Origin of the sequence: Pseudomonas grandcourensis (assembly GCF_039909015.1) — a bacterium.
GTDB classification, from domain to species: Bacteria; Pseudomonadota; Gammaproteobacteria; order Pseudomonadales; family Pseudomonadaceae; genus Aquipseudomonas; species Aquipseudomonas grandcourensis.
Genome location: NZ_CP150919.1, coordinates 648,092 through 670,419, shown reverse-complemented (window position 1 = coordinate 670,419; position 22,328 = coordinate 648,092). Strand labels below are relative to the sequence as shown.

At 60.5% G+C, this 22,328-nt stretch carries 18 protein-coding genes; 5 read left to right on the top strand and 13 right to left on the bottom strand.

Annotation, left to right across the window (positions count from 1 at the left end; genetic code table 11):
• Positions 1-97: 97 nt before the first annotated feature.
• From AABM52_RS02850 to AABM52_RS02810, 9 genes are all read right to left on the bottom strand, one after another.
• Positions 98-859, bottom strand: a complete 762-nt coding sequence (locus tag AABM52_RS02850) for an SDR family oxidoreductase (RefSeq protein WP_056725413.1) — start codon at positions 857-859, stop codon at positions 98-100.
• Between the two features lie 297 nt (positions 860-1,156).
• Complete coding sequence (locus AABM52_RS02845; protein ID WP_347910316.1) at positions 1,157-1,405, bottom strand: hypothetical protein; 249 nt, start codon at positions 1,403-1,405, stop codon at positions 1,157-1,159.
• A 293-nt stretch (positions 1,406-1,698) separates the two neighbouring features.
• A complete protein-coding gene (locus AABM52_RS02840; RefSeq protein ID WP_007979701.1) occupies positions 1,699-2,415 on the bottom strand; it encodes an ABC transporter ATP-binding protein in 717 nt (238 codons plus the stop codon).
• Positions 2,412-3,284 carry an ATP-binding cassette domain-containing protein gene (locus tag AABM52_RS02835; protein ID WP_046039870.1) on the bottom strand — a complete coding sequence of 291 codons (873 nt, stop codon included), beginning with the start codon at positions 3,282-3,284 and terminating at the stop codon, positions 2,412-2,414. The genes AABM52_RS02840 and AABM52_RS02835 overlap by 4 nt, the downstream gene beginning before the upstream one ends.
• Complete coding sequence (livM, locus tag AABM52_RS02830) at positions 3,281-4,564, bottom strand: high-affinity branched-chain amino acid ABC transporter permease LivM (protein WP_347910315.1); 1,284 nt, start codon at positions 4,562-4,564, stop codon at positions 3,281-3,283. Before livM ends, AABM52_RS02835 begins: the two co-directional genes overlap by 4 nt.
• A gap of 3 nt (positions 4,565-4,567) precedes the next feature.
• Positions 4,568-5,482 carry a branched-chain amino acid ABC transporter permease LivH gene (locus tag AABM52_RS02825; protein WP_347910314.1) on the bottom strand — a complete coding sequence of 305 codons (915 nt, stop codon included), beginning with the start codon at positions 5,480-5,482 and terminating at the stop codon, positions 4,568-4,570.
• Between the two features lie 238 nt (positions 5,483-5,720).
• Positions 5,721-6,854, bottom strand: coding sequence for an ABC transporter substrate-binding protein (locus AABM52_RS02820; RefSeq protein WP_347910313.1), 1,134 nt, complete (start codon positions 6,852-6,854; stop codon positions 5,721-5,723).
• 362 nt (positions 6,855-7,216) lie between these two features.
• Positions 7,217-8,500, bottom strand: a complete 1,284-nt coding sequence (locus AABM52_RS02815) for an FAD-binding oxidoreductase (RefSeq protein WP_347910312.1) — start codon at positions 8,498-8,500, stop codon at positions 7,217-7,219.
• A 156-nt stretch (positions 8,501-8,656) separates the two neighbouring features.
• Positions 8,657-10,147, bottom strand: coding sequence for an aldehyde dehydrogenase family protein (locus AABM52_RS02810; RefSeq protein WP_347910311.1), 1,491 nt, complete (start codon positions 10,145-10,147; stop codon positions 8,657-8,659).
• A gap of 175 nt (positions 10,148-10,322) precedes the next feature.
• Here AABM52_RS02810 and AABM52_RS02805 point away from each other — a divergent pair, with 175 nt between their 5' ends.
• The 3 genes from AABM52_RS02805 (at position 10,323) to nadE (ending at position 13,498) form a co-directional block, all read left to right on the top strand.
• A complete protein-coding gene (locus AABM52_RS02805) occupies positions 10,323-11,234 on the top strand; it encodes a LysR substrate-binding domain-containing protein (RefSeq protein ID WP_347910310.1) in 912 nt (303 codons plus the stop codon).
• Between the two features lie 205 nt (positions 11,235-11,439).
• Positions 11,440-12,666, top strand: a complete 1,227-nt coding sequence (gene pncB, locus AABM52_RS02800) for a nicotinate phosphoribosyltransferase (RefSeq protein ID WP_347910309.1) — start codon at positions 11,440-11,442, stop codon at positions 12,664-12,666.
• A gap of 4 nt (positions 12,667-12,670) precedes the next feature.
• On the top strand, positions 12,671-13,498 hold the full coding sequence (gene nadE / locus AABM52_RS02795; RefSeq protein ID WP_347910308.1) for an ammonia-dependent NAD(+) synthetase: 828 nt from the start codon (positions 12,671-12,673) through the stop codon (positions 13,496-13,498).
• Positions 13,499-13,672: 174 nt separating this feature from the next.
• Here nadE and azu read toward each other — a convergent pair whose 3' ends face one another.
• Complete coding sequence (gene azu / locus AABM52_RS02790; protein WP_008016873.1) at positions 13,673-14,119, bottom strand: azurin; 447 nt, start codon at positions 14,117-14,119, stop codon at positions 13,673-13,675.
• A gap of 345 nt (positions 14,120-14,464) precedes the next feature.
• Between azu and AABM52_RS02785 the strand changes: the two genes are divergently transcribed.
• Entirely contained in the window at positions 14,465-15,052 is a 588-nt protein-coding gene (locus AABM52_RS02785; RefSeq protein WP_347910307.1) for a TIGR00730 family Rossman fold protein, read from the top strand.
• Positions 15,053-15,120: 68 nt separating this feature from the next.
• Positions 15,121-15,312, top strand: coding sequence for a hypothetical protein (locus AABM52_RS02780; protein ID WP_110660080.1), 192 nt, complete (start codon positions 15,121-15,123; stop codon positions 15,310-15,312).
• 212 nt (positions 15,313-15,524) lie between these two features.
• Here the strand turns inward: AABM52_RS02780 and AABM52_RS02775 are convergent, their stop codons facing one another.
• The 3 genes from AABM52_RS02775 to AABM52_RS02765 all read right to left on the bottom strand — a co-directional run bounded on the left by AABM52_RS02775 (position 15,525) and on the right by AABM52_RS02765 (position 22,265).
• Positions 15,525-16,415, bottom strand: a complete 891-nt coding sequence (locus AABM52_RS02775) for a transglutaminase family protein (RefSeq protein ID WP_347910306.1) — start codon at positions 16,413-16,415, stop codon at positions 15,525-15,527.
• Entirely contained in the window at positions 16,415-18,901 is a 2,487-nt protein-coding gene (locus AABM52_RS02770; protein WP_347910305.1) for a circularly permuted type 2 ATP-grasp protein, read from the bottom strand. Before AABM52_RS02770 ends, AABM52_RS02775 begins: the two co-directional genes overlap by 1 nt.
• A gap of 88 nt (positions 18,902-18,989) precedes the next feature.
• Positions 18,990-22,265: a transglutaminase family protein gene (locus AABM52_RS02765; RefSeq protein WP_347910304.1), complete on the bottom strand. Its 3,276-nt coding sequence runs from the start codon at positions 22,263-22,265 to the stop codon at positions 18,990-18,992.
• Positions 22,266-22,328 lie beyond the last annotated feature (63 nt).

Here is a 22,328-nt window from a genome sequence, read left to right as displayed (position 1 = left end):
CTGGCCTCATCGCGAGCAAGCTCGCTCCCACAAGGTTCTCAGGTGTTAGCAGATCCCTGTGGGAGCGAGCTTGCTCGCGATTGGCCGTTACGCGGTCTTAAGACTTACGCTCGATAGCAAACCCGGCCCAGGTCTGGCTCACGGGCATCAGCTCCAGGCTGTTGATGTTGATGTGCGCCGGGGCATTGAGCACCCAGAAGATGGTCTCGGCGATGTCCTGCGGCTGAATCGGCTCGGCGCCGGCGTAAGTGGCGTTGTAGCGTTCCTGGTCACCGGCAAAACGCACCAGCGAGAACTCGCTCTCGCACAGGCCCGGCTCGATGTTGCTGACCCGTACGCCCGTGCCTTGCAGGTCGCAGCGCAGGTTCACGGAGAACTGTTTGACGAACGCCTTGGTCGCGCCATACACGTGACTGCCCGGGTACGGGTAGTTGCCAGCGATGGAACCCAGGTTGACGATACCGGCACCACGACCGTGGGCGATCAGGCGCGGCAACAGCAATCGGGTGCTGTACATCAGGCCTTTTACGTTGGTATCGACCATGGTGTCCCAGTCGTCCAGGTCGCACTTGGGCGCCGGATCAACACCCAGGGCCAGCCCGGCGTTGTTGATCAGCCCGCGCAGTTTGGCAAAGGATGGCGGCAGATTGGCAATCGCCTCCTCCATGGCCTTGCGATCACGCACATCGAGCACCAGGCCATGGACTTCGGTCTGCTTCGACAGCTCGGCGCACAACGCATTGAGGCGCTCTTCACGACGGCCAGTCAGCACCAGTTTCCAGCCGGCCTCGGCAAAACGACGGGCACAGGCTTCACCAAAACCGGAGGTCGCGCCGGTAATAAACAGGGTGTTGGACATCGTGTTCTCCTTGCTTCGGCTGATCGCCAGCCATTGGAATAGAAAATCAGCAGGCAGCATGCCCGGCCTTGTTCACAGCGGCAACCACCGTTCAATCTGTTCAAAAAACGCTCAATCCCGGCAAGCCCTTTACCAGCGTGGCCTACAGCCATGTGCGCGCACGTTATCCACAGGCCGGTCCACAGTCTTTGGGGGCAAGTGGAAAAGCTGCAAGCCGCTATCCACAAGGCTTTGCGCGGGGTTTTGAAACTTTTTTGCTTGACCCTCGACCGCCTGCCGTGTAGCCCTTGGCCATTTTCATGACTGACGGGTCAAACCGACGATTGCGCCAAGCCAGTAACTACGGCCTTCAGCCGAGTCTTTCCAGAGTTTAGTCACAGACTTATCCACAGGCTTGTCCACGCCGATTCCATGCGTTTTCATTCCGAACAAAAAGGTTGACAAAGCGGCCTGCAAGCTGCGCAAAAACACCTGATCAAAAAACAACCACACCTCTGCAGGCCACGGTTTAAAAGGCCTCCAGCCAGCTACTCCCACGTTATTCACAGCCGGTTCCACAGCAAACGGGGACAAGTCAAAACCGTGACAAAACAACTATTTGCAGCGGCTTTATGTCGCGCTTTGCGAGCTTGGGAAATTTGTTTTCCACAATTTCCCGCAGGCACACCAAAAACCTGTGGGAGCGAGCTTGCTCGCGATAGCGGTTTGTCAGTCAACATCAATATTGACTGATCGATTGCTATCGCGAGCAAGCTCGCTCCCACAGGGTTTAGTGGTGTTTGGGAGATGTAAAAAGCCCCGGCGATTGCGCGCCGGGGCTTGTGCATCACAAAGCAGACTCAGTGCCCGCCGAGATAGGCGTTACGCACATCCTCGTTGACCAGCAACTCCTTGCCGGTGCCGGTCATGCGGATCTCGCCGTTGACCATCACGTAAGCCCGGTCCGACAACCGCAGGGCGTGGTTGGCGTTCTGCTCCACCAGGAAGATGGTCATGCCGGTCTTGGCCAGTTCCCGCAGCGTTGCAAAGATCTGCTTCACCACGATTGGCGCCAGGCCCAGGCTCGGCTCATCGAGCAGCAACAACTTCGGCCGGCTCATCAGGGCACGGGCGATAGCTAGCATTTGCTGCTCGCCACCGGACATGGTCATCGCCCGCTGGGTACGCCGCTCTTCGAGCCGAGGGAACAGCTCGAACATGCGCTGCATGTCCTCCTTGGCGTACTTGTCACCGATAGGGATGGTTCCCATCAGCAGGTTCTCTTCGACGGTCATGTCGGGGAACACCCGCCGCCCTTCCGGCGATTGCGCGATGCCGTTGGAGGCGATGTAGTGGGACGACTTGTGGGTAATGTCCACGCCCTGATAAAGGATTTGCCCGTCCGCGGCCCTTGGCTGGCCGAAGATCGACATCAGCAGGGTCGACTTGCCGGCACCGTTGGAGCCGATCAGGCTGACGGTTTCCCCTTCGTTGATGTGCAGCGAGACACCTTTAAGGGCCTGGATCGGGCCGTAAAACACGTCCAGATCCTTGAGTTCGAGGATGGGTTTACTCATACCACCTCCTCTTCTTCGGCGCCCAGGTAGGCCGCAATCACTTTCGGATCGTGACGAATCGCATCGGGTCCACCCTCGGCGATGACGATACCGTGGTCCAGCACCACGATGTGGTCGGAGATACTCATAACCATGCCCATGTCGTGTTCGATCAGCACCACGGTCAGATCGTGCTCGTCGCGCAGCAGCCGGATCATCGCGCTCAGCGCTTCGGTTTCCTGAGGGTTGAGGCCGGCGGCCGGTTCGTCGAGGCAGATGATCTGCGGACGGGTGCACATGGCGCGGGCGATTTCCAGGCGACGCTGCTGGCCGTAGGACAGTTCACCGGCCAGGCGGTTGGCGCAGTCCACCAGGTCCACCACTTCCAGCCAGTAGAACGCGTGGTCCAGCGCATCGCTTTCGGCCTTGCGATAGCCCTTGGTATTGAGGATGCCGGCCAGCATGTTGCGGTTGACCCACATGTGCTGGGCCACCAGCAGGTTTTCCAGCACCGACATTTCCTTGAACAGGCGAATGTTCTGGAAGGTCCGCGCCAGTCCGGCGCGGTTCACCAGGTGGGTGCCGCCGAACGCCTTGTAGAACAGCCGACTGGCGAAGGATTTCGGCGAAACGAAATCCGTTGGCTTGAACGGCTCGCCCAGCAACTTGATGACGTTGGTCTGTTGTCCACGAATGTTGAGTTCGATCTTGCCTCCGGAGGCTTTGTAGAACCCGGTCAGGCAGTTGAACACCGTGGTCTTGCCGGCGCCGTTAGGGCCGATCAGGGCGAAGATCGAGTTGCGGTGCACTTTCAGGCTGACATCGCTCAACGCCTTGATGCCGCCGAAGTGCATCATCAGCTTTTCTACACTGAGTACGACTTCGCTCATGGCGCTACTCCTTTACGCGGGGTCACACCGGTACGACTGATCCGAATCAGGCCGCGCGGTCGCCAGATCATCATCAACACCATCAGGATGCCGAACAGCAGCACGCGATACTCGGCAAAGCCACGCAGCAGTTCCGGGGCGACGGTCAGCACGAAGGCTGCAATCACCACGCCTATGGTCGAACCCATGCCCCCCAGTACCACGATGGCGAGGATCAGCGCCGATTCGAAGAAGGTGAACGAGGTCGGGTTGACGAAGCCCTGGTAGGTGGCGAAGAACACCCCGGCCAGGCCGGCCGTCGAAGCGCCGATGGTGAATGCCGAGAGTTTGACCAGCACGTGGTTCAGGCCCATGGAGCGGCAGGCGATTTCGTCTTCGCGCAGGGCTTCCCAGGCGCGACCGACCGGCATGCGGGTCAGGCGATGCTTGATGTACAGCACGGCCAGTACCACCAGGAACAGTATCGCGTAGATGAAGTAGTACTTCACGTCCGGGTTGTAGGCGATGCCGAAGAACTCATGGAATGGAACTCCACCGTCCTTCGCCCGCTTGCCGAACTCCAGGCCGAAGAAGGTCGGCAGCGGTGCCGGCATTCCGTTCGGGCCGCCAGTCAGCGACAACCAGTTGTTGAGGATCAGGCGAATGATTTCACCGAAGCCCAGGGTCACGATCGCCAGGTAGTCGCCGTGCAGGCGCAACACCGGGAAACCGAGGATGCAACCGGCCAGGCCGGCGGTAATCGCCGCCAGCGGCAACACCGTCCAGAAGCCCAAACCAAGGTATTGATAACCGAGCGCCAGACCGTAGGCACCGATGGCGTAGAACGCCACGTAACCGAGGTCGAGCAGGCCGGCCAGGCCGACCACGATGTTCAGCCCCAGCCCCAGCAGCACGTAGATCAGCCCGAGGATGACCACGCCCAGCAGGTAGGAGTTGGAGAAAAACGGCAGCACCACGGCAATGACGATCATCAGCGGGATGATCCAGCGCAGCCGCGACTTGTAGTCCGGCGCCAGCACATGCACCCCGGAGCCTGTCGTTTCAAAGCCTTCGAGGATTTTCAGGCCCTTGGGTGTCTGCAGGAACATGCTCAGGGCAAAGCGACCGGCCATGACGATCGCCACGATCCACGCCACCCGGGTGGTTTCCAGGTTGAAGCCATAGCCATCGAGAACGACGCCGACAATCGGCCCGAACACGATCAGGGCAATGAGGCCGGCAAGAATCGCGTCAACCAGACTTTTTTTGATATCAATGGTTTTTTTAGTGGTTGAAGACATCGCTTACACCTTCGACACAAGAGGACGGCCGAGCAGGCCTTGAGGCCGAAAGACCAGAACGAGGACCAGCAACGAGAAGCTGAAAACGTCTTTGTAGTCCGAGTTCACCAGACCGGAAAACAGCGACTCGGAAATCCCGAGGATGATCCCGCCGAGCATCGCGCCGGGCAGTGAGCCAATCCCGCCGAGCACCGCGGCGGTGAACGCCTTGATCCCGATGATGAAGCCGGCATAGAAGTCGAATGTGCCGTAGTTCATGGTGATCAGCACGCCGGCCAGGGCCGCCATCGCTGCACCGATGATGAATACGTAGGAAATCACCCGGTCGGTGTTGATCCCCAGGATCGAAGCCATCTTGCGGTCTTGCTGGGTTGCACGGCACATGCGGCCGAGCTTGGTGTACTTGATGACGTAGGTCAGCAGGCCCATCCCGACGAACGCAGCGATCAGAATGAAGACCTTGGTGTAGGTCAACTGAACGAAACCGGTACCGATATCAACGCGCCAAGCACCCGTGAGCAGAGTCGGAACGCCTTGCTGCTTAGCGCCCTGGGAGATCTGTGCGTAGTTTTGCAGGATCAGGGAAATACCGATCGCACTGATCAGCGGTGCGAGTCGAGTGGAGTTACGCAGGGGTTTGTAGGCGACACGCTCGATGACCCAGCCATACACCGCCGTGACGACGATGGTGAAGATCAGTGTGCCAAGCATCAGCAGCGGGAAAGATTCGATACCGAAGTAAGCCAGCAGAGCCAGACTGATTGCCGCGAGGTAAGCGGAAATCATGTAAACCTCGCCGTGGGCGAAGTTGATCATGCCGATGATGCCATAGACCATTGTGTAGCCGATGGCGATCAGGCCATAGACCGACCCGAGGGTCAGGCCGTTGACCAGTTGCTGCAGGAAAATACCATCCATAACGCAATCTCACGCAATGAGAACCTGCACATGTGGCTGTGCGGTTCTTCTAAGGAAAATACAGATATACGTCGGAGCAATGTCAGCCAGGACCAGCCGACACACCACCGCTCCCTGTAGGAGCGAGCCTGCTCGCGATTGCGGTTTAACATTCAACGCATGAGTTGCTTGTCAGTCCGTCATCGCGAGCAGGCTCGCTCCTACAGGAGAACTGTGGGTCAGTTGATCGAGTCAGCCCTTACTTCTGTTTTTCCAGCTGGTGGTATTTGCCTTCCTTGTCCCACTGGTAAACCACGTAGTCGGAGATTTTCAGGTCGCCCTTGCTGTCCCAGGTCTTCTCGCCCATGACGGTCTTGACCGGATTAGCCTTGAGCCACTTGGCAGCGTCTTCACCCTTGTTGGACTTGGCGCCGTTGAAGGCAGCGGCCAGGGTCTGGACCGAAGCGTAGGCGTACAGGGTGTAGCCTTCAGGCTCGGTACCTGCCTTGCGGAAGGCGTCTACCACGGTCTTGCTGTCTGGCAGCAGACGTGGATCGGCGCCGAAGGTCATCAGCACGCCGTCAACGAATTGCGGACCGCCAGCGGTGGTCACCAGTTCGTCGGTCACAATGCCGTCGTCTGACATGAACTTGACGTCTTTCAGGCCTTGTTCACGCAGTTGACGCACCAGAGGACCGGCTTCCGGGTGCAGGCCACCGAAGTAGACGACGTCAGCGCCGGCGCCGCGGATCTTGGTCACGATGGTGCTGAAGTCTTTCTCGCCACGGGTCAGGCCTTCATACAGCACCGGCGTTACGCCGCGCTTGACCAGTTGCGCCTTGGTGGCATCCGCCAGGCCCTGGCCGTAGGTGTCCTTGTCGTGCAGCACGACCACTTTCTTGCCCTTGAGCACGTCGACGATGTAGTCGCCGGCCACGATGCCTTGCTGGTCGTCACGCCCGCACATACGGAACATGGCGCTCAGGCCGCGCTCGGTCACAGCCGGGTTGGTGGAGCCTGGAGTGATTGCGATGATGCCCGCTTCGTCGTAGATCTCGGAGGCCGGGATGGTCGACGAGGAGCAGAAGTGACCGACCACGCCGGCGACTTTCTGGTTGGTCAGGTCTTTGGCGACCGTCACAGCCTGTTTCGGTTCGCAGGCGTCATCGCCCTTGACCAGTACGATTTTTTCCCCGTTAACCCCGCCCGCCGCGTTGACCGCATCGGCCGCCGCTTGTGCACCCTTCATGTACTGTTCGCCAAATGCCGCGTTGGCGCCAGTCATTGGTCCCGCTACGCCGATCTTGATGTCAGCCTGAGCAAACGCAGAAACACCCAGCGCAGTTGCCACTGCGAGGGCCAGAAAACCTTTCTTGTAAAACGTCTGGGACATGAGGTGGTGCTCCATGGTTTTTTTAATTGGCACTGCGACTTCACTGAATGCTCAGAGCAAGGGCCGTGCCATCGGTTTTTTATTCTGAAAAAAGTCGCTGCTTTCTTGTTATTTCGACTGTTTCGGACCCATTTTCATTGGGCGTGCAACCGTCTAGACCGCGGAAGGTAAAACCATTATTTTTTTGAGGCGCAACCCGCCTGCGCCATCATTGCAACCGCGGCTTTAAACGAAGTGCAACCAGCCTGTAACAACGTGCGTCACCGAAGTGCACACTGCTGGTGCGAGACTGCTACAACCCGCACCACTACAGGCTAGCTGCAGATCGAAAAAGCGCCGCTTTCCACTGCAAAAATCAACATTCAGATCACGATCCGCAGGCACTGGCCTGCGTGATACAGCGAGAATCCCGCCTCATACAGACAGCTGCGCAACCCTACCCCGGCCAATGGCTGCATGGGCGCAAAAGGAATCGGTAGTGCTTGAGGATTTCCGTTACACAGGTAATCGGCAAAGGCCTTGCCGACCACCGTTCCCGTGGTCACGCCCCGGCCGTTGTAACCGGTGACTGCCACTAAACCGGGCGCGGGTTCGAACAGACGCATCAAATGATCGGGGGTAAACGCGATGCAACCGGTCCAGGTGCACTCCCATTCCACCGGTTTCAGGTAAGGGAAGTAATGTTGCTGCACCCGGTCGGCCCAGGCCTTGAGGAACCAGGCCGGTTTCTGATTGCCATTCCCCAGGCTGCCAAGCAACAGGCGACCGTCTTTGTCTCGACGGATACTGCTGAGCACCTGTCGGGTGTCCCAGGAACCCTGGCCTCCGGGCAGAATTTGCCGGGCGGCCTCTTCGGTCAGCGGGGCCGAGGCCACCTGATAGTAGTAACCGGGGAAGAAATTGCGCCGCAGTTCCGTCCAGTCGCCTTCGGTGTAGGCATTGGAGGCAATCACCACTTTCTCGGCCATCACCGAACCCTGGGCAGTTTGCACAGACCAGCGATGGCCCTGACGTTCGAGTCGGGTGACCGGGGAATGATCGAATAATTGACCGCCCAGGCCGATGGCCGCTTTGGCCAGCCCCGTGGTGTAGGCCATCGGGTTGAGCGTGCCGGCGCGGCGATCGAGCAATGCAGCGGCGATCTTTTTCGTGCCGGTGGCTTGCTCGCAGGCCTGGCCGGTGAGCAACTCTACCGGCGCCCCACGGCGTTTCCATTGTTCTTCACGACTGCGCAAGTCGGCTTCGCCACGGGCGTTGTGCGCCATGTGCAGCGTGCCTTCGCGGCGCAACTGGCAATCGATGTTGTACTTGTCCACAAGGCTGAACACCAGGGATGGCGCCGCCCCCAGCATGCGGTTGAGCTGACTGCCGACCGCCTCGCCAAACCCGGCTTCGATCTCGTCCGGGGGAATCCACATCCCGGCATTGACCAGCCCGACATTGCGCCCCGAACCGCCATGGCCGGCGCGGTGAGCCTCCAGCACACAAACGGTCTTGCCCTGCTCCAGCAGATGCACCGCCGCCGACAAACCGGTAAACCCGGCGCCGATGACGCAGACATCCACCGAGACCTCACCCTTGAGGGCCGAATTATCCGGCCTTTGCGGCGTCAGTTTTTCCCACAGACACTCTTCGCGTAACGGCATTGCCAGACTCCAACAGAAACCCAACAAACACACAGTTCAAAATGTAGGAGTGAGCCTGCTCGCGATAGCACCAGCACATTCAGCAAAGATGTGACTGACAAACCGCTATCGCGAGCAGGCTCGCTCCTACAAGGGAATCACCGTTCGACGTGAGATTTAGTCAAACGTAATACCCTGCGCCAACGGCAACTCCAGCGAATAGTTCACGGTGTTGGTCTGGCGGCGCATGTAGCCGCGCCATGCATCGGAGCCGGACTCGCGACCGCCGCCGGTTTCTTTCTCGCCACCGAACGCACCGCCGATTTCCGCGCCGCTCGGGCCGATGTTGACGTTGGCAATGCCGCAGTCGCTGCCCACCGCCGACATGAACTGCTCGGCTTCACGCACGTCGGTGGTGAAGATGCACGAGGACAGGCCTTGTGGCACGGCGTTGTTCAGGCGCAGGGCTTCCTGGAAGTCGCTGTAACCGACCACGTACAGGATCGGCGCGAAGGTTTCGTGGCACACCACTTCGCTCTGTTCCGGCATTTCGACAATGGCCGGCGACACGTAGTAAGCATTCGGGAACTTGTCTTGCAGCTGACGCTCACCGCCAAACACCCGGCCGCCTTCGCTCAAGGCCTGCTCCAGAGCGTCCTGCATGTTGTCGAAGCTTTGCTTGTCGATCAGCGGGCCGATCAGGTTGCCTTCCAGCGGATGGCCGATACGTACTTTCGAGTACGCGGCTTTCAGGCGGGTGACGATTTCTTCTTTCACCGACTCATGGGCGATCAGGCGACGCAGGGTGGTGCAGCGCTGACCGGCGGTGCCGACGGCGCTGAACAGGATCGCGCGAACGGCCATGTCCAGGTCGGCGCTTGGGCCGAGGATCATTGCGTTGTTGCCGCCCAGCTCCAGGATACTGCGGGCGAAGCGGGCGGCGATTTTCGGCGCCACTTCACGGCCCATGCGGGTGCTGCCGGTGGCGCTGACCAGCGCGACACGCGGATCATCGACCAGGGCTTCGCCGGCATCGCGGCCGCCAATGATCACCTGGCTCAGGTGCGGTGGCGCATCGCTGAAGTTCTTCAGCACGCGATCGAACAGCGCCTGGCAAGCCAGTGCGGTCAGCGGGGTCTTTTCCGACGGTTTCCAGATCACCGGGTTGCCGCAGACCAGCGCCAGCGTGGCGTTCCAGGCCCAGACCGCGACCGGGAAGTTGAACGCACTGATCACCCCGACAACGCCCAGCGGATGCCAGGTTTCGCGCATGTGGTGGCCAGGACGCTCGGAGGCGATAGTCAAACCGTACAGCTGACGGGACAGACCGACGGCGAAGTCGCAGATGTCGATCATTTCCTGAACTTCACCCAGGCCTTCCTGGGTGATCTTGCCGGCCTCCCAGGACACCAGCTCGCCGAGATCGGCCTTGTATTCACGCAGGATGTCACCCAGTTGCCGCACCAGTTCGCCACGGCGCGGTGCCGGGACCTTGCGCCACAGATCGAACGCATGATCTGCGCGACTGATGTGCTGCTCGACTTCAGCAGCGCCTTCCCAGTTCACGGCGGCGATCCTGCTGCCATCGATCGGCGAATGCACCGGCACTTTGCCGTTCTGGTACAGGGCCGGGTTCACACCAAGACGATCAAGCAATGCGGCAACCATGGGTCACTCCTCAAGCAAAAGACAGAACACGTGCAGCCGGAAATTCACGGCTGATCAGACCTGTAGTTTTAGCTGCCCGGAGGTTACTCAACAAACGACCATTAAGAGAGATATCATTCCGTTTATTCATGCTGTGCATTGCTGGCAATAAAGAGACAAGAACCAAGGACCGCCCATGCTGAATAAACGCTACTTGCCATCGATCGCTGCGTTGCAGTGCTTCGAGGCCGTCACCCGGCATTTGAGCTTCACCCGGGCCGCCGAAGAGTTGAATCTGACCCAAAGCGCCGTGAGCAAACAGGTCGCACAACTCGAAGAATTGTTGCAGCACCTGCTGTTTCGCCGGGTGCGCCGCCGCCTGCAGATGACGCCGGCTGGCGATCTGTACCTGGTGGAGGTGCGAAAAATCCTCACACAGGTCGAGATGTCAACCCACTACCTGCGTTCCTACGGTGGCGAAACAGCAGTCCTGCGCGTCTCGACGCCTCCTACCTTCGGTGCACGCTGGCTGGTGCCTCGCCTGAAAGGCTGGCGCCTGCGGCATCCGTCGATTCACCTGGACCTGTGCAGCGAGCAGGAAGCCGACGATCTGCTGCAAGGCCGCAGCGATCTGGCGTTCTACTTCGGCCAGGGCTCGCGGCCCGGCACCGAATGCCTGAAGCTGTTCGGCGAAGAGCTGGTGCCGGTGTGTGCCCCGGGCAGCCTGCCGGACACGCCGTTTACCGATCCGACGCAACTGTCCGATCTGGTCCTGCTGCAAAACGCCTCCCGCCCCCAGGCCTGGCACGACTGGTTCGAGCATCAGGGCTACCACACCGAGCACAGCTACCACGGCCCACGCTTCGAAACCTTTTATATGTGCATCCGCGCCGCCCAGGTCGGTTGCGGCGTGGCATTGTTGCCGCGCTTTCTGGTGGAAGAGGAACTGGCCGACGGCAAGCTGGTCATTCCCTGGCAGCATGCAATGCCCAGCAGCGACGCCTATTACCTAGCGTACCCGGAGCACTCGGCGGAAGTGCCCAAGGTGCGGGACTTTGTGAAGTGGATGCTGGAGCAGATTGATAGCCCGGAGGCTCCACAACATTGAGCCTCGGCACATTCTTTGTAGGAGCGAGCCTGCTCGCGAAAGCGTCGGCACATCCAGCATCAATGTGACCGACAAACCGCATTCGCGAGCAGGCTCACTCCTACAGGGGAATTGCGGCGGTCAAAAAACTGCTGGCAATCCTGCCCAGTGATATGCGCCACTAGCGCCACTGATCAATACCGCTGCAACGCTGGAGATTCCCGTTATGAGCGAGAGTGTGTTTGCCGATCGCATCGTGCAGAACCTGCTCGACACCGACTTCTACAAATTGACGATGATGCAGGCGGTGCTGCACAACTACCCGAACGTCGAAGTCGAATGGGAGTTTCGTTGCCGTAACGGCGAGGACTTGCGCCCGTACCTGGCGGAAATCCGCTTCCAGATCGAGCGCCTGGCCGAACTGAGCCTGAGCGCCGACCAGTTGAGCTTTCTGGAGCGCATCAGTTTCCTGAAGCCGGACTTCCTGCGGTTTCTCGGTTTGTTTCGCTTCAACCTGCGCTACATCCACACCGGCATCGAAAACGGTGAGCTGTTTATCCGCCTGCGTGGCCCCTGGCTGCATGTGATCCTGTTCGAAGTGCCGCTGCTGGCCCTGGTCAGCGAGGTGCGCAACCGCTATCGCTACCGCGAAGTCGTGCTGGAGCAGGCCCGCGAGCAGCTCTACCTCAAGTTCGACTGGCTGAGCGCCAACGCCAGCAGTGATGAATTGTCCGAATTGCAGGTGGCCGATTTCGGCACGCGCCGTCGTTTCTCGTATCGGGTGCAGGAAGAAGTGGTGAATGTGCTCAAGCATGATTTCCCAGGACGCTTCGTCGGCACCAGCAACGTGCACCTGTCCCGGGAACTGGACATGAAACCCCTGGGCACCATGGCCCACGAATGGATCATGGCCCACCAGCAACTCGGCCCGCGGCTGATCGACAGCCAGATCGCCGCACTCGATTGCTGGGTCCGCGAATACCGTGGCCTGCTGGGGATTGCCCTGACCGACTGCATCACCATGGATGCCTTTCTCGGCGATTTCGATCTGTTTTTCGCCAAGCTTTTCGACGGTTTGCGCCACGACTCGGGCGACCCGGTGATCTGGGCGGAAAAAGCCATCGCCCACTATCACAGGCTCGGCATCGACCCGATGAGCAAGACGCTGACGTTCTCCGACAGCCTGACATTGCCCAAGTGTCTGGAAATATTCCGGGCGCTGCGCGGTCGGATCAATGTCAGCTTCGGCATCGGCACCAACCTGACCTGTGATATTCCAGGTGTCGAACCGATGAGCATCGTGCTTAAAATGGCCGCCTGCAACGGCCAGCCGGTGGCGAAGATCTCCGACGAGCCAGGCAAGACGCACTGCAAAGACCCGAATTTCGTCGCTTACTTGCGACACGTTTTCCAGGTTCCTGCCGCCCTTTCAAGTACATCTAGCAAGGAGTGAATTCATGCAAGCCGTACAGCGTGAGATTGCTGAACAGCTCAAGGTCCAGCCGCCATTCGCCGACGAAGCCGCCCTTGAGGCCGAAGTCGCCCGGCGGTTGACCTTCATTCAGGACTGCCTGGTCAACTCCGGGCTCAAGACCCTGGTGCTGGGCATCAGTGGCGGGGTCGACTCCCTGACCGCCGGCCTGCTGGCCCAACGGGCCGTCCGTGAACTGCGCCAGCGCAGCGGTGATGCCGCCTACAAATTCATCGCCGTGCGCCTGCCCTATGAAACCCAGTTCGATGAACACGACGCCCAGGCTTCGGTGGATTTCATCAAGCCGGACGAGCGCCACACCGTGAACATCGGCCCGGCGGTCAAAGCCCTGGCCAATGAAGTCGCGGCCTTCGAAGGCAAACATGCGGTGTCGGTGGACTTCGTGCTCGGCAACACCAAGGCGCGCATGCGCATGGTCGCCCAGTACACCATCGCCGGCGCGGCCCATGGCCTGGTGATCGGCACCGACCACGCGGCGGAAGCGGTGATGGGTTTCTTCACCAAGTTCGGTGACGGCGCCTGCGACCTGGCGCCACTGAGTGGACTGGTGAAAAACCAGGTCCGGGCCATCGCCCGCAGCTTCGGTGCGCCGGAGTCGCTGGTGGAGAAAGTCCCGACCGCCGACCTTGAGGATCTGTCGCCGGGTAAACCGGACGAGGCGTCCCACGGCGTGACCTACGCCGAGATCGACGCCTTCCTGCACGGCGAGCCGGTGCGTGAAGAGGCGTTCAGGATCATTGTTGATACCTACAACAAGACCCATCACAAGCGGGTGATGCCGTTTGCGCCTTGAGGCATGAGTGAATGAAAAAGCCCGCTGAGGAGTGATCCGCAGCGGGCTTTTCTTTGGCCATTAGATTCATTGATGCTGATGGCCCCTTCGCGAGCAGGCTCGCTCCCACAATTAGACCGCGATCAAATGTGGGAGCGAGCCTGCTCGCGAAGAACGATGACGCGGTGTGCCTGATTACTTCAGAGTCACGGTACCTTTCATCATCGAGATGTGGCCCGGGAACGAGCAGAAGAAACCGTATTTTTCAGCCGCATCCAGCTTGGACACATCGAAGGTCACCGAATCGGTTTCATTGGCGCCGATGATCTTGGTGTGGGCGATCACGCGGGCGTCGCCTTCTTTCAGGTAGTTCTTGTCGATGCCGGCGCTCAGGCCGTCGGTGGCGATTGGCTGCATGTCGGCTTCTTTACTCAGCACCCAGTTATGGCCCATGACGTTCTTCGGCAAGCTGCCGGAGTGCTTGAGTTCCACGGTAAACGTCTTGCAGCTCTTGTCGATTTCAATGGCCTTCGTGTCGAAAGACATCTGGTCGGTGGAGTCGACGGTGACTTTGCACTCTGCAGCCATCAATTGGCTGCTGGCCAGTGTCAACAGGGATACCGCAACAAGTTTGGCAAACATGGTGAATCTCCAAGGCAGGGTTAACGAGAATCGCGAATGGACAGAAGACTGCCTGAAAACTTCGCAAGTTCATATGACTTGAATCAAAAATTGTATACAACTTTCGGGCTATGACACCGATGCAAATTATCTACCGGCCAAGTGTCTGGTCCGGGCCTATCATCAGGCCGTCCCCCTTCAAATGGAACGTCTGTCATGTCGATCAACAGCCTGTTGTGCAGTTTGCTCGCCGCCTATGCCTGCGGCGCCAGCGGTACGTACGAAACTCCAGAACTCGAAGTCTAGCCCTTGGAGAGCCATGCGCCTGCCTTTACTCTGTGGCCCTGATCGACCATGGAGCAAGGCATGTCTTTATCATCCGTTTGTGTATTTTGTGGTGCCAGCACCGGCACCAACCCGGCCTACCGCGAAGCAGCCGTGGCCCTTGGCCGGGCGTTGGCCGAGCGCAAGCTGACCCTGGTGTATGGCGGTGGCGCCGTGGGCCTGATGGGCATCGTCGCCGATGCGGCCCTGGCGGCCGGCGGTGAAGTGATCGGCATCATCCCGCAAAGCCTCAAGGACAAGGAAATCGGCCACAGCGGCCTGACTCGCCTGGAAGTCGTCGATGGCATGCACGCGCGCAAGGCCCGGATGGCCGAGCTCAGCGATGCCTTTATCGCGCTGCCCGGCGGCCTTGGCACCCTCGAAGAACTGTTCGAAGTCTGGACCTGGGGCCAGCTCGGCTACCACGGCAAACCGCTGGGATTGCTGGAAGTGAACGGTTTCTACAGCAAATTGACGTCTTTTCTTGATCACATCGTCGGCGAAGGCTTCGTTCGCGGGCAGCACCGTGACATGCTGCAAGTGAGCGAATCGCCGCAAACCCTGCTCGATGCTCTGGATGCCTGGCAACCTTCCACAGCGCCAAAATGGGCCGAGCAAAAACCCAGCTAACGGCTCGGCACCGATACAGGGCAGAATATGCGCCGCTCAACCTCACCTTCGACCCCAGAGGATCGCCCATGGCTAAACCTAATTATTCCTTCGCCAAACGTCAGAGAGACTTGGCCAAGGAGCAGAAGAAAGAGGAAAAGCTTCAGCGCAAGAAAGCTACAGCTGAAGAAGAAGCAGCCGCACTGAACCCGGAAGCAGAGGGTGAAGTGGCCGCAGAAAGTGATGTTGAAGCACCGAAAGATCAGGCGCCCGACGCCTGAGACCCTCAGGGCCCGATGATCTGATCAGGCCCACCGGATCTGTGTCCAGGGTTGGCAGCTTTGCTGCCGACCCTCACAGGCCATTCGAATTCCCCCAAAACACCGCAGCCCTGTAGGAGTGAGCCCTGCTCGCGATAGCGGTCTTACAATCAAACAAATGTTGAATGTGCCGCCGCCATCGCGAGCAGGCTCGCTCCTACAGTTGATCTTCATTACTCCAAAGGCATCACTGTGACGCGCACTTCCGGATCGTGGTTCCCTCCCCCCAGGATCACCCCCCGCAACGGCGACACATCGGAAAAATCCCGGCCCCAGGCCAGAGTGATGTGCTCCAGCGCCGGCTGCACATTGTTGGTCGGATCGAAGTCCACCCAACCCAGCACCGGGCAAAACACCGAGACCCAGGCGTGGGACGCATCGGCGCCGATCAATCGAGGCTGGCCCGGCGGTGGTTGGGTCAGCAAGTAGCCACTGATATACCGCGCCGCCAACCCTCTGGAACGTACGCAGGCGAGCATCAGGTGGGCAAAGTCCTGGCAGACCCCACGCCGGCGCTCCAGCACCTCCACCAGCGGCGTCGCCACATGGGTCGCTTCGGCATCGAAGGTGAACTCGCTGAAGATTTTCTCCATCAGCGCCTGCACGCCGAGCAACAACGCTCGACCCGGCGGAAAACAGCTTTGCGAAAACTCGACGAAGTTTTTCTTCAGATGCACATACGGCGATTCAAACCGGTATCGGCAGGCCTCGAGCAGCTCGGGCGACAGCGGTTGGCTGCTGTAAGTCAGCGCGCTACGGGTGTCTTCCCACGCCGGGGACAGATTGAAATCCAGCGCAGGTCGGGGCAGTACTTCAATGCTCAGGCTGGCGTTGACCAGCAATTCATCGTGGGGACGCTCGAACGCCAGCCGGGTCAGCGGATTGCCAAACACATCCAGTTCATCGCGACGCGAGGTCGGCTGCGGGCTGATCTGCAATTGCCGGTCGGTGCAGCGCTGCCAGGCACAAGGCCGTGGCCACAAGTGCGCCAGTTGCTGGGCCAGGGACACCGGGCTGTCGTAGTGATAATGGGTGTCGTGGAAAATCTGGTAGTGGGCGCTCATCAGACGGACACCGTGCGCTGGCTGACATCGTCGACATGGGCAAAATGCCGCAGCGCCAGGCGATCGGAAACCTGCCCGCTGGCGTCGGCGATCTCTTGCAGCAGCGCGGCCAGCCCCTCGATGGCAGCGCGAACACTCGCCGCGCCGAACAACGGGTTTTCCAGGCAGCCCAGATCGAATCGCGCCAGACGCTCGACCAATTGCGGCAGCGCTGCTTCACGCGGCACGCCAAAGTCATCGTTGAGGCGTTTGAGGGTGCGGGTCACCAGTTTCAACTGGAACAACACGGCGTGAGGGTTCTGCTCGTCGAGCAATAGCAGGTCGAGCACCGGGATCAGCTGCGCCACCGCCAGGTATCGAGAACGGTAGGTGATGCTGCTGTTACCCAGTTCCAGCAGCCATTCCAACCCGGCCTGGTCGAAAGCCCCGGCGCCCCGCAGGAACGCCGCCAGGCTGCCGCTGAGAAATTGCAGACGCTCGATCCGCCGGCCAATCATCAGGAAACGCCAGCCTTCGTCCCGGGTCATGTCATCCAGGGCAAAGCCGGACAGCGCCGCCAGGGACATCACCAGACGATTGAGGAAATCCAGCAACTCGCCGAAATCCGGATCTTCGGTTTCCAGCTCCATGGCTTCGCGCTGCAACTCCACCAGCGCCTGCCAGTTTTCCCGCGAGAGTTTGCCGCGCACCTGTGAAGCGGCCCACTGCAAGCGTTGCAGGTTGGAACGCAGGCTGAACGGCCAATCATCGCCGAGCAATGCCGCCAACAGGCGCTCCGGCAACTCGCCCTCCTCGGGCAGCAGCATCAGCCGTTCGCCGAGGTCCACCGCGGCCTGCAGGGCTTGCGGGTCGTCGCCGTCGACATAGCGCGCCAGCATGATGCGCAGCAAACGGGCACTGTCGTCGCAACGCTCGCAGTAACGGCCGAACCAGAACAGGTTTTCCACCACTCGCGACGGCAGGTACGGATCGCGCCGCACCAGGTCATGTACGCCGATGTTGCGCTGGGCCTTCCATTGTTCGCCGCTGGGCGCACGCTCGCCCAGCACCCAGGTGTCCTTGCTGGCACCGCCGCGCTGCATCGACACCACTTCGGCATCGGCTTGGGCGGCGACCCGGGTCAAGCCGCCGGGCAAGACCCGATAACCCTCACGACTAGCCACCGCATACACGCGCATGCCGATCGCACGGGGTTGCAGTTGACCATCTTCGGCTTGCCAGATCGGCGCCTGGGACAATTGCGCCAGTTCTTGCGCGACATAGGCATAAGGTCGTGCCTGCATGCGCTCGGCGAGCTCCTGACGCTGTTTTTCACTCAGATCACGGCCAAATACCGGAGCGAAACTCTGGGACGGAAACGCTGGTTTGATCAGCAGTTCCGGCAATTTCTCCAGAGCCTGGGCCAGAACCGGCGCTTCACCGCACCACCAGGTGGCGATGGACGGCAGGATCAGTTCTTCGCCGAACAGGAATTGATTGATCTTCGGCAGAAAGCCCAACAAGCCCGGCGATTCCAGCACCCCGCTGCCGAGGGCGTTGGCCACCAGCACCCGCCCCTGCCGTACCGCTTCCAGCAGGCCCGGCACGCCGAGGGCTGAGTCGGTACGCAGTTCCAGAGGGTCGCAGAAATCGTCATCGAGTCGACGCATGATCGCGTGGACCCGACGCAGGCCATTCAGGGTTTTCAAGTAGACCGTGGCGTCGCGCACCGTCAGGTCGCCGCCCTCCACCAGCGGATAACCGAGTTGGCGAGCCAGATACAGATGTTCAAAATAGCTTTCGTTGAAACGCCCCGGTGTCAGCAACACCACCAACGGCGCATCCCCGTCACTCGGGGCCTGACGAGCCAGGGTTTCCTGCAAGGTGCGGAAGAACCCGGCCAGGTGCTGCACTTTCAGATCGCGGTACAACTCGGGAAAGGCCCGGGACACAATCGTGCGATTTTCCAGCGCATACCCGGCTCCCGACGGCGCTTGGGTACGATCCGCAGTCACCCACCAGCGGCCATCGGGTGTGCGCGCCAGATCCACGGCATACAGATGCAGAAAGGCTCCGTCAGGCGGGCTGATGCCCTGACAAGGCCAAAGGAAGTTGTTGTGCCCGAACACCAGCTCGGCGGGCAGCAGACCTTCGGCAATCAGCCGTTGCGGACCGTAAAGGTCAGCCAGCACGGCATTGAGCAATCGCGCCCGCTGAGCGATGCCGGCCGACAACTGTTGCCACTCATCAGCCGCGATGACATGGGGCAGCAGGTCCAGCTCCCACGGCCGGTCCGCGCCCTTGGGGTCTGCATAGACGTTATAGGTAACGCCGTTTTCCTGAATCTGCCGGGTCAGCAGGGCCTGACGCTGCACCAACTGCGCCGGTGTGCTGCGTTGCAACTGCTCGAACAGCCGGCGCCAGTGCGGGCGCACGGTACCACTGTCGTCGAGCAGTTCGTGATAAGTGCCCGCCGTCAGCGGGTAGCGGTCTAGCAGGTCAGGCATGGAAAGCTCGGCAGACAGCAATGATGGGGCAGACTAACGCAGGCTCGTGACACCCGGATATACGAAAAATCCGAGCGTCGCGTACGGTTTAGAAACGTCGCAAATCGAGTGTCATCGGCAGCTCGTCGCTGATTTCCATATTGGGCATAGGAAGTTTCCCTGGCGTGTGTCCGATGCGGAAGAAGCGCGCCATTCGCCGGCTCTCCGCTTCATTGGCATTCACCGGCAAGCTGTCGTAGTTGCGTCCGCCCGGATGGGCGACGTGGTACTGACAACCGCCCAGCGAGCGCTGCATCCAGGTGTCGAACAGGTCGAACACCAGCGGCGCGTGGACCGGGATGGTCGGTTGCAGACAGTTGGCCGGTTGCCAGGCACGAAATCTCACGCCCGCGACGAATTCGCCTACACGCCCGGTGGGGTGCAATGGCACCGGAATGCCGTTGCAGGTCAGCAGATATCGCTGGGGCGGCAAGCCGCTGAGCTTGACCTGCAAACGCTCCAGCGACGAATCCACGTAACGCACCGTACCGCCCATGGCGCCCTCTTCGCCCAGTACGTGCCAGGGTTCGAGGGCCTGGCGCAGTTCCAGTGCAATGCCGCTGACGGAGTAGTCGCCAACCTTGGGGAAACGAAATTCCAGATGCGCGGCGAACCATTCGGCCCGCACGGGATAACCGGCGGCGTTGAGGTCGACGATGACATCGGCGAAGTCTTGCTCGATAAAGTGCGGCAACAGGAAGCGATCGTGCAACTCCGTGCCCCAGCGCGCCAGTTTCGGCGGTGCATAGGGCTCGCGCCAGAACCGCGCGACCAGCGCCCGCAGCAACAGCTGTTGCGCCAGGCTCATGCGCGCATGGGGCGGCATCTCGAACGCACGCAGCTCCAGCAACCCGAGGCGCCCGGTGGCACCGTCCGGCGAATAGAGTTTGTCGATGCAGAACTCGGCGCGGTGGGTGTTGCCGGTCACATCGATCAGCAGATTGCGCAGCAGTCGGTCCACCAACCATGGCGGACATTCTTCACCCGCTTCTGGCATCTGCGCGAAAGCGATCTCCAGTTCGTACAAGGCATCGTTGCGTGCTTCATCGACGCGGGGCGCCTGGGACGTCGGGCCGATGAACAATCCGGAAAACAGGTAGGACAGCGACGGATGGTTGTGCCAGTAGCTGATCAGGCTGCGTAACAGATCCGGGCGACGCAGAAACGGCGAGTCCCCCGGCGTCGCGCCACCCAGCACGAAATGGTTACCGCCGCCCGTGCCGGTATGCCGGCCGTCGATCATGAATTTCTCGGTGGTCAGCCGGGTCTGGCGCGCTTCTTCGTAGAGGAATTCGGTGCGCTCGACCAACTCATCCCAGGTCGCGGACGGTTGCACGTTGACCTCGATCACCCCCGGGTCCGGAGTGATGCGCAAGTTGCTCAGGCGTGGATCGCTCGGCGGCTCGTAGCCCTCCAGCAACACCGGGCACATCAGCTCCTCCGCGGTGGCTTCGATGGCAGCGACCAGTTCGAGGTAGTCCTCGACCCGCTCCAGCGGCGGCATGAACAGGTACAACCGGCCTTCCCGCGCCTCGGCGCAGAAGGCGGTACGGGTCAGCCAGTCGGCGGATTCGTCGATCTTCGGTGCGCGCTCTGGTACCTCGGCAGTTTCGCTTTGGCTTTGCAGTTGCGCGGTGTCGGGCAGAGGCGGGAAGTCTTGATTCGGGTCTTGCGGATGAATGAATGGATACTCCGCCGCTTTCACCCACGGCTGCGAACCCAGCGGCAAGCGATACCCCAGTGGCGAGTCTCCCGGCACCAGTCGGCAGTGTTCGTCGCGCAGATACCAGCGCCCGCTCTGCCACTGATCGCCCTTGGCGGTGCGCGCCAGCGGCAGGGCCTGGCCGATGACCTTGTCCAGGCCTTGGCTGAACACTTTGCGCAGGCGTGCCCGTTCCAGCGGTTCCTCCAGACGCGAGTCTTCTGCGCTGACGTTTTGCGGCAGCGCCCCTTCGCGCCATAAGTAATAGAAATTGTCTTCGTAGGCCGCAAACACAAAGCGTGTCGGAATCTTCAAGCGCTCGGCAACGCTCGCCAGAAAACGCCCGGCCAGTGCGCCATCCGCGCCATAGTCTTCCTGCTCGTCAGCGATCAGCGCGCTGTTGTGCCAGATCGGCACGCCGTCACGGCGCCAGTAGCAATTGAGCGACCAGCGCGGCAGTTGCTCGCCGGGGTACCACTTACCCTGCCCGAAATGCACCAGCCCATGGGGCGCGTAGTGCTTGCGCATGCGCTGGAACAGTTCGGCGGACAACCGCCGTTTATCCGGCCCCAGTGCCGCGGTATTCCACTCGGCGCCGTCCGGGTCATCGATGGACACAAAGGTCGGCTCGCCGCCCATGGTCAGGCGCACATCGCCTTCCAGCAAGTCGGCATCGATCTGCCGGCCCAGGGCCTGGATCGCCAGCCACTGGTCGTCGGTGTAGGGCTTGGTGACCCGTGGCGCCTCCCAAATCCGCTCCACGGACATTTCGTGGCTGAATTCGCACTCGCAGGGTTCTACCAAGCCACTGATCGGCGCCGCAGAGGACGGATCGGGACTACAGGCCAACGGAATATGTCCTTCACCGGCAAACAGCCCGGAAGTCGCATCCAGGCCGATCCAGCCTGCACCGGGCAGGTACACCTCGCACCAGGCGTGCAGGTCAGTGAAATCCACTTCGGTGCCGGACGGACCGTCGAGACTTTTGACGTCGGCGCTCAACTGGATCAGGTAGCCCGACACGAAACGCGCCGCCAGCCCGAGGTTACGCAGCAGTTGCACCAGCAACCAGGCAGAGTCGCGGCACGAACCGGAGGCCTGGTCGAGGGTGTGCTCAGGTGTTTGTACGCCGGGCTCCATGCGGATCAGGTAGTCGATGTCTTCGCTCAAACGCTGGTTGAGTGCGACAAGAAAGTCCACGGCGGGCAACGGTGTGCGGTCGATGCCGTCCAGGTAAGCCTTGAACTTCGGCGTCAAGGTCAGGGTTTCCAGGTACGGCGCCAGCTCCTTGCGCTCATCCGCGGCATAGGCGAAGGGGATTTTTTCCGCGTAGGGTTCGAGGAAGAAGTCGAACGGATTGAAGATCGCCATTTCCGCCAGCAGATCGACCTCGATTCGCAATTCTTCGGTTTTTTCCGGGAACACCAGCCGCGCCAGGTAATTGCCCTGAGGGTCCTGCTGCCAGTTGATGAAGTGCTTTTCGGGGGAGACTTTCAACGCATAGGACAGAATCCGCGTGCGGCTGTGGGCGGCGGGACGCAGGCGAACAATCTGCGGGCCGAGCTCGACAGCGCGGTCATAGCGGTAATGCGTGACGTGGTGCAATGCGACATGAATCGACACGGCGTGCCTCCTGCGAGCCTTGAGCGTATTGGAAAGCGCGCAAGACTTATGCCATCCAGCAGT

Bases quoted from the DNA above. Each gene is read 5' to 3' on its own strand.
- AABM52_RS02780 (WP_110660080.1), top strand. From the start codon at position 15,121: ATGGCTAAACCTAATTATTCCTTCGCCAAACGTCAGAGAGACTTGGCC.
- AABM52_RS02820 (WP_347910313.1), bottom strand. From the start codon at position 6,854: ATGTCCCAGACGTTTTACAAGAAAGGTTTTCTGGCCCTCGCAGTGGCA.
- AABM52_RS02840 (WP_007979701.1), bottom strand. From the start codon at position 2,415: ATGAGTAAACCCATCCTCGAACTCAAGGATCTGGACGTGTTTTACGGC.
- AABM52_RS02815 (WP_347910312.1), bottom strand. From the start codon at position 8,500: ATGCCGTTACGCGAAGAGTGTCTGTGGGAAAAACTGACGCCGCAAAGG.
- AABM52_RS02785 (WP_347910307.1), top strand. From the start codon at position 14,465: ATGTCTTTATCATCCGTTTGTGTATTTTGTGGTGCCAGCACCGGCACC.
- AABM52_RS02835 (WP_046039870.1), bottom strand. From the start codon at position 3,284: ATGAGCGAAGTCGTACTCAGTGTAGAAAAGCTGATGATGCACTTCGGC.
- AABM52_RS02810 (WP_347910311.1), bottom strand. From the start codon at position 10,147: ATGGTTGCCGCATTGCTTGATCGTCTTGGTGTGAACCCGGCCCTGTAC.
- AABM52_RS02825 (WP_347910314.1), bottom strand. From the start codon at position 5,482: ATGGATGGTATTTTCCTGCAGCAACTGGTCAACGGCCTGACCCTCGGG.
- azu (WP_008016873.1), bottom strand. From the start codon at position 14,119: ATGTTTGCCAAACTTGTTGCGGTATCCCTGTTGACACTGGCCAGCAGC.
- AABM52_RS02770 (WP_347910305.1), bottom strand. From the start codon at position 18,901: ATGCCTGACCTGCTAGACCGCTACCCGCTGACGGCGGGCACTTATCAC.
- pncB (WP_347910309.1), top strand. From the start codon at position 11,440: ATGAGCGAGAGTGTGTTTGCCGATCGCATCGTGCAGAACCTGCTCGAC.
- AABM52_RS02850 (WP_056725413.1), bottom strand. From the start codon at position 859: ATGTCCAACACCCTGTTTATTACCGGCGCGACCTCCGGTTTTGGTGAA.
- nadE (WP_347910308.1), top strand. From the start codon at position 12,671: ATGCAAGCCGTACAGCGTGAGATTGCTGAACAGCTCAAGGTCCAGCCG.
- AABM52_RS02805 (WP_347910310.1), top strand. From the start codon at position 10,323: ATGCTGAATAAACGCTACTTGCCATCGATCGCTGCGTTGCAGTGCTTC.
- AABM52_RS02775 (WP_347910306.1), bottom strand. From the start codon at position 16,415: ATGAGCGCCCACTACCAGATTTTCCACGACACCCATTATCACTACGAC.
- livM (WP_347910315.1), bottom strand. From the start codon at position 4,564: ATGTCTTCAACCACTAAAAAAACCATTGATATCAAAAAAAGTCTGGTT.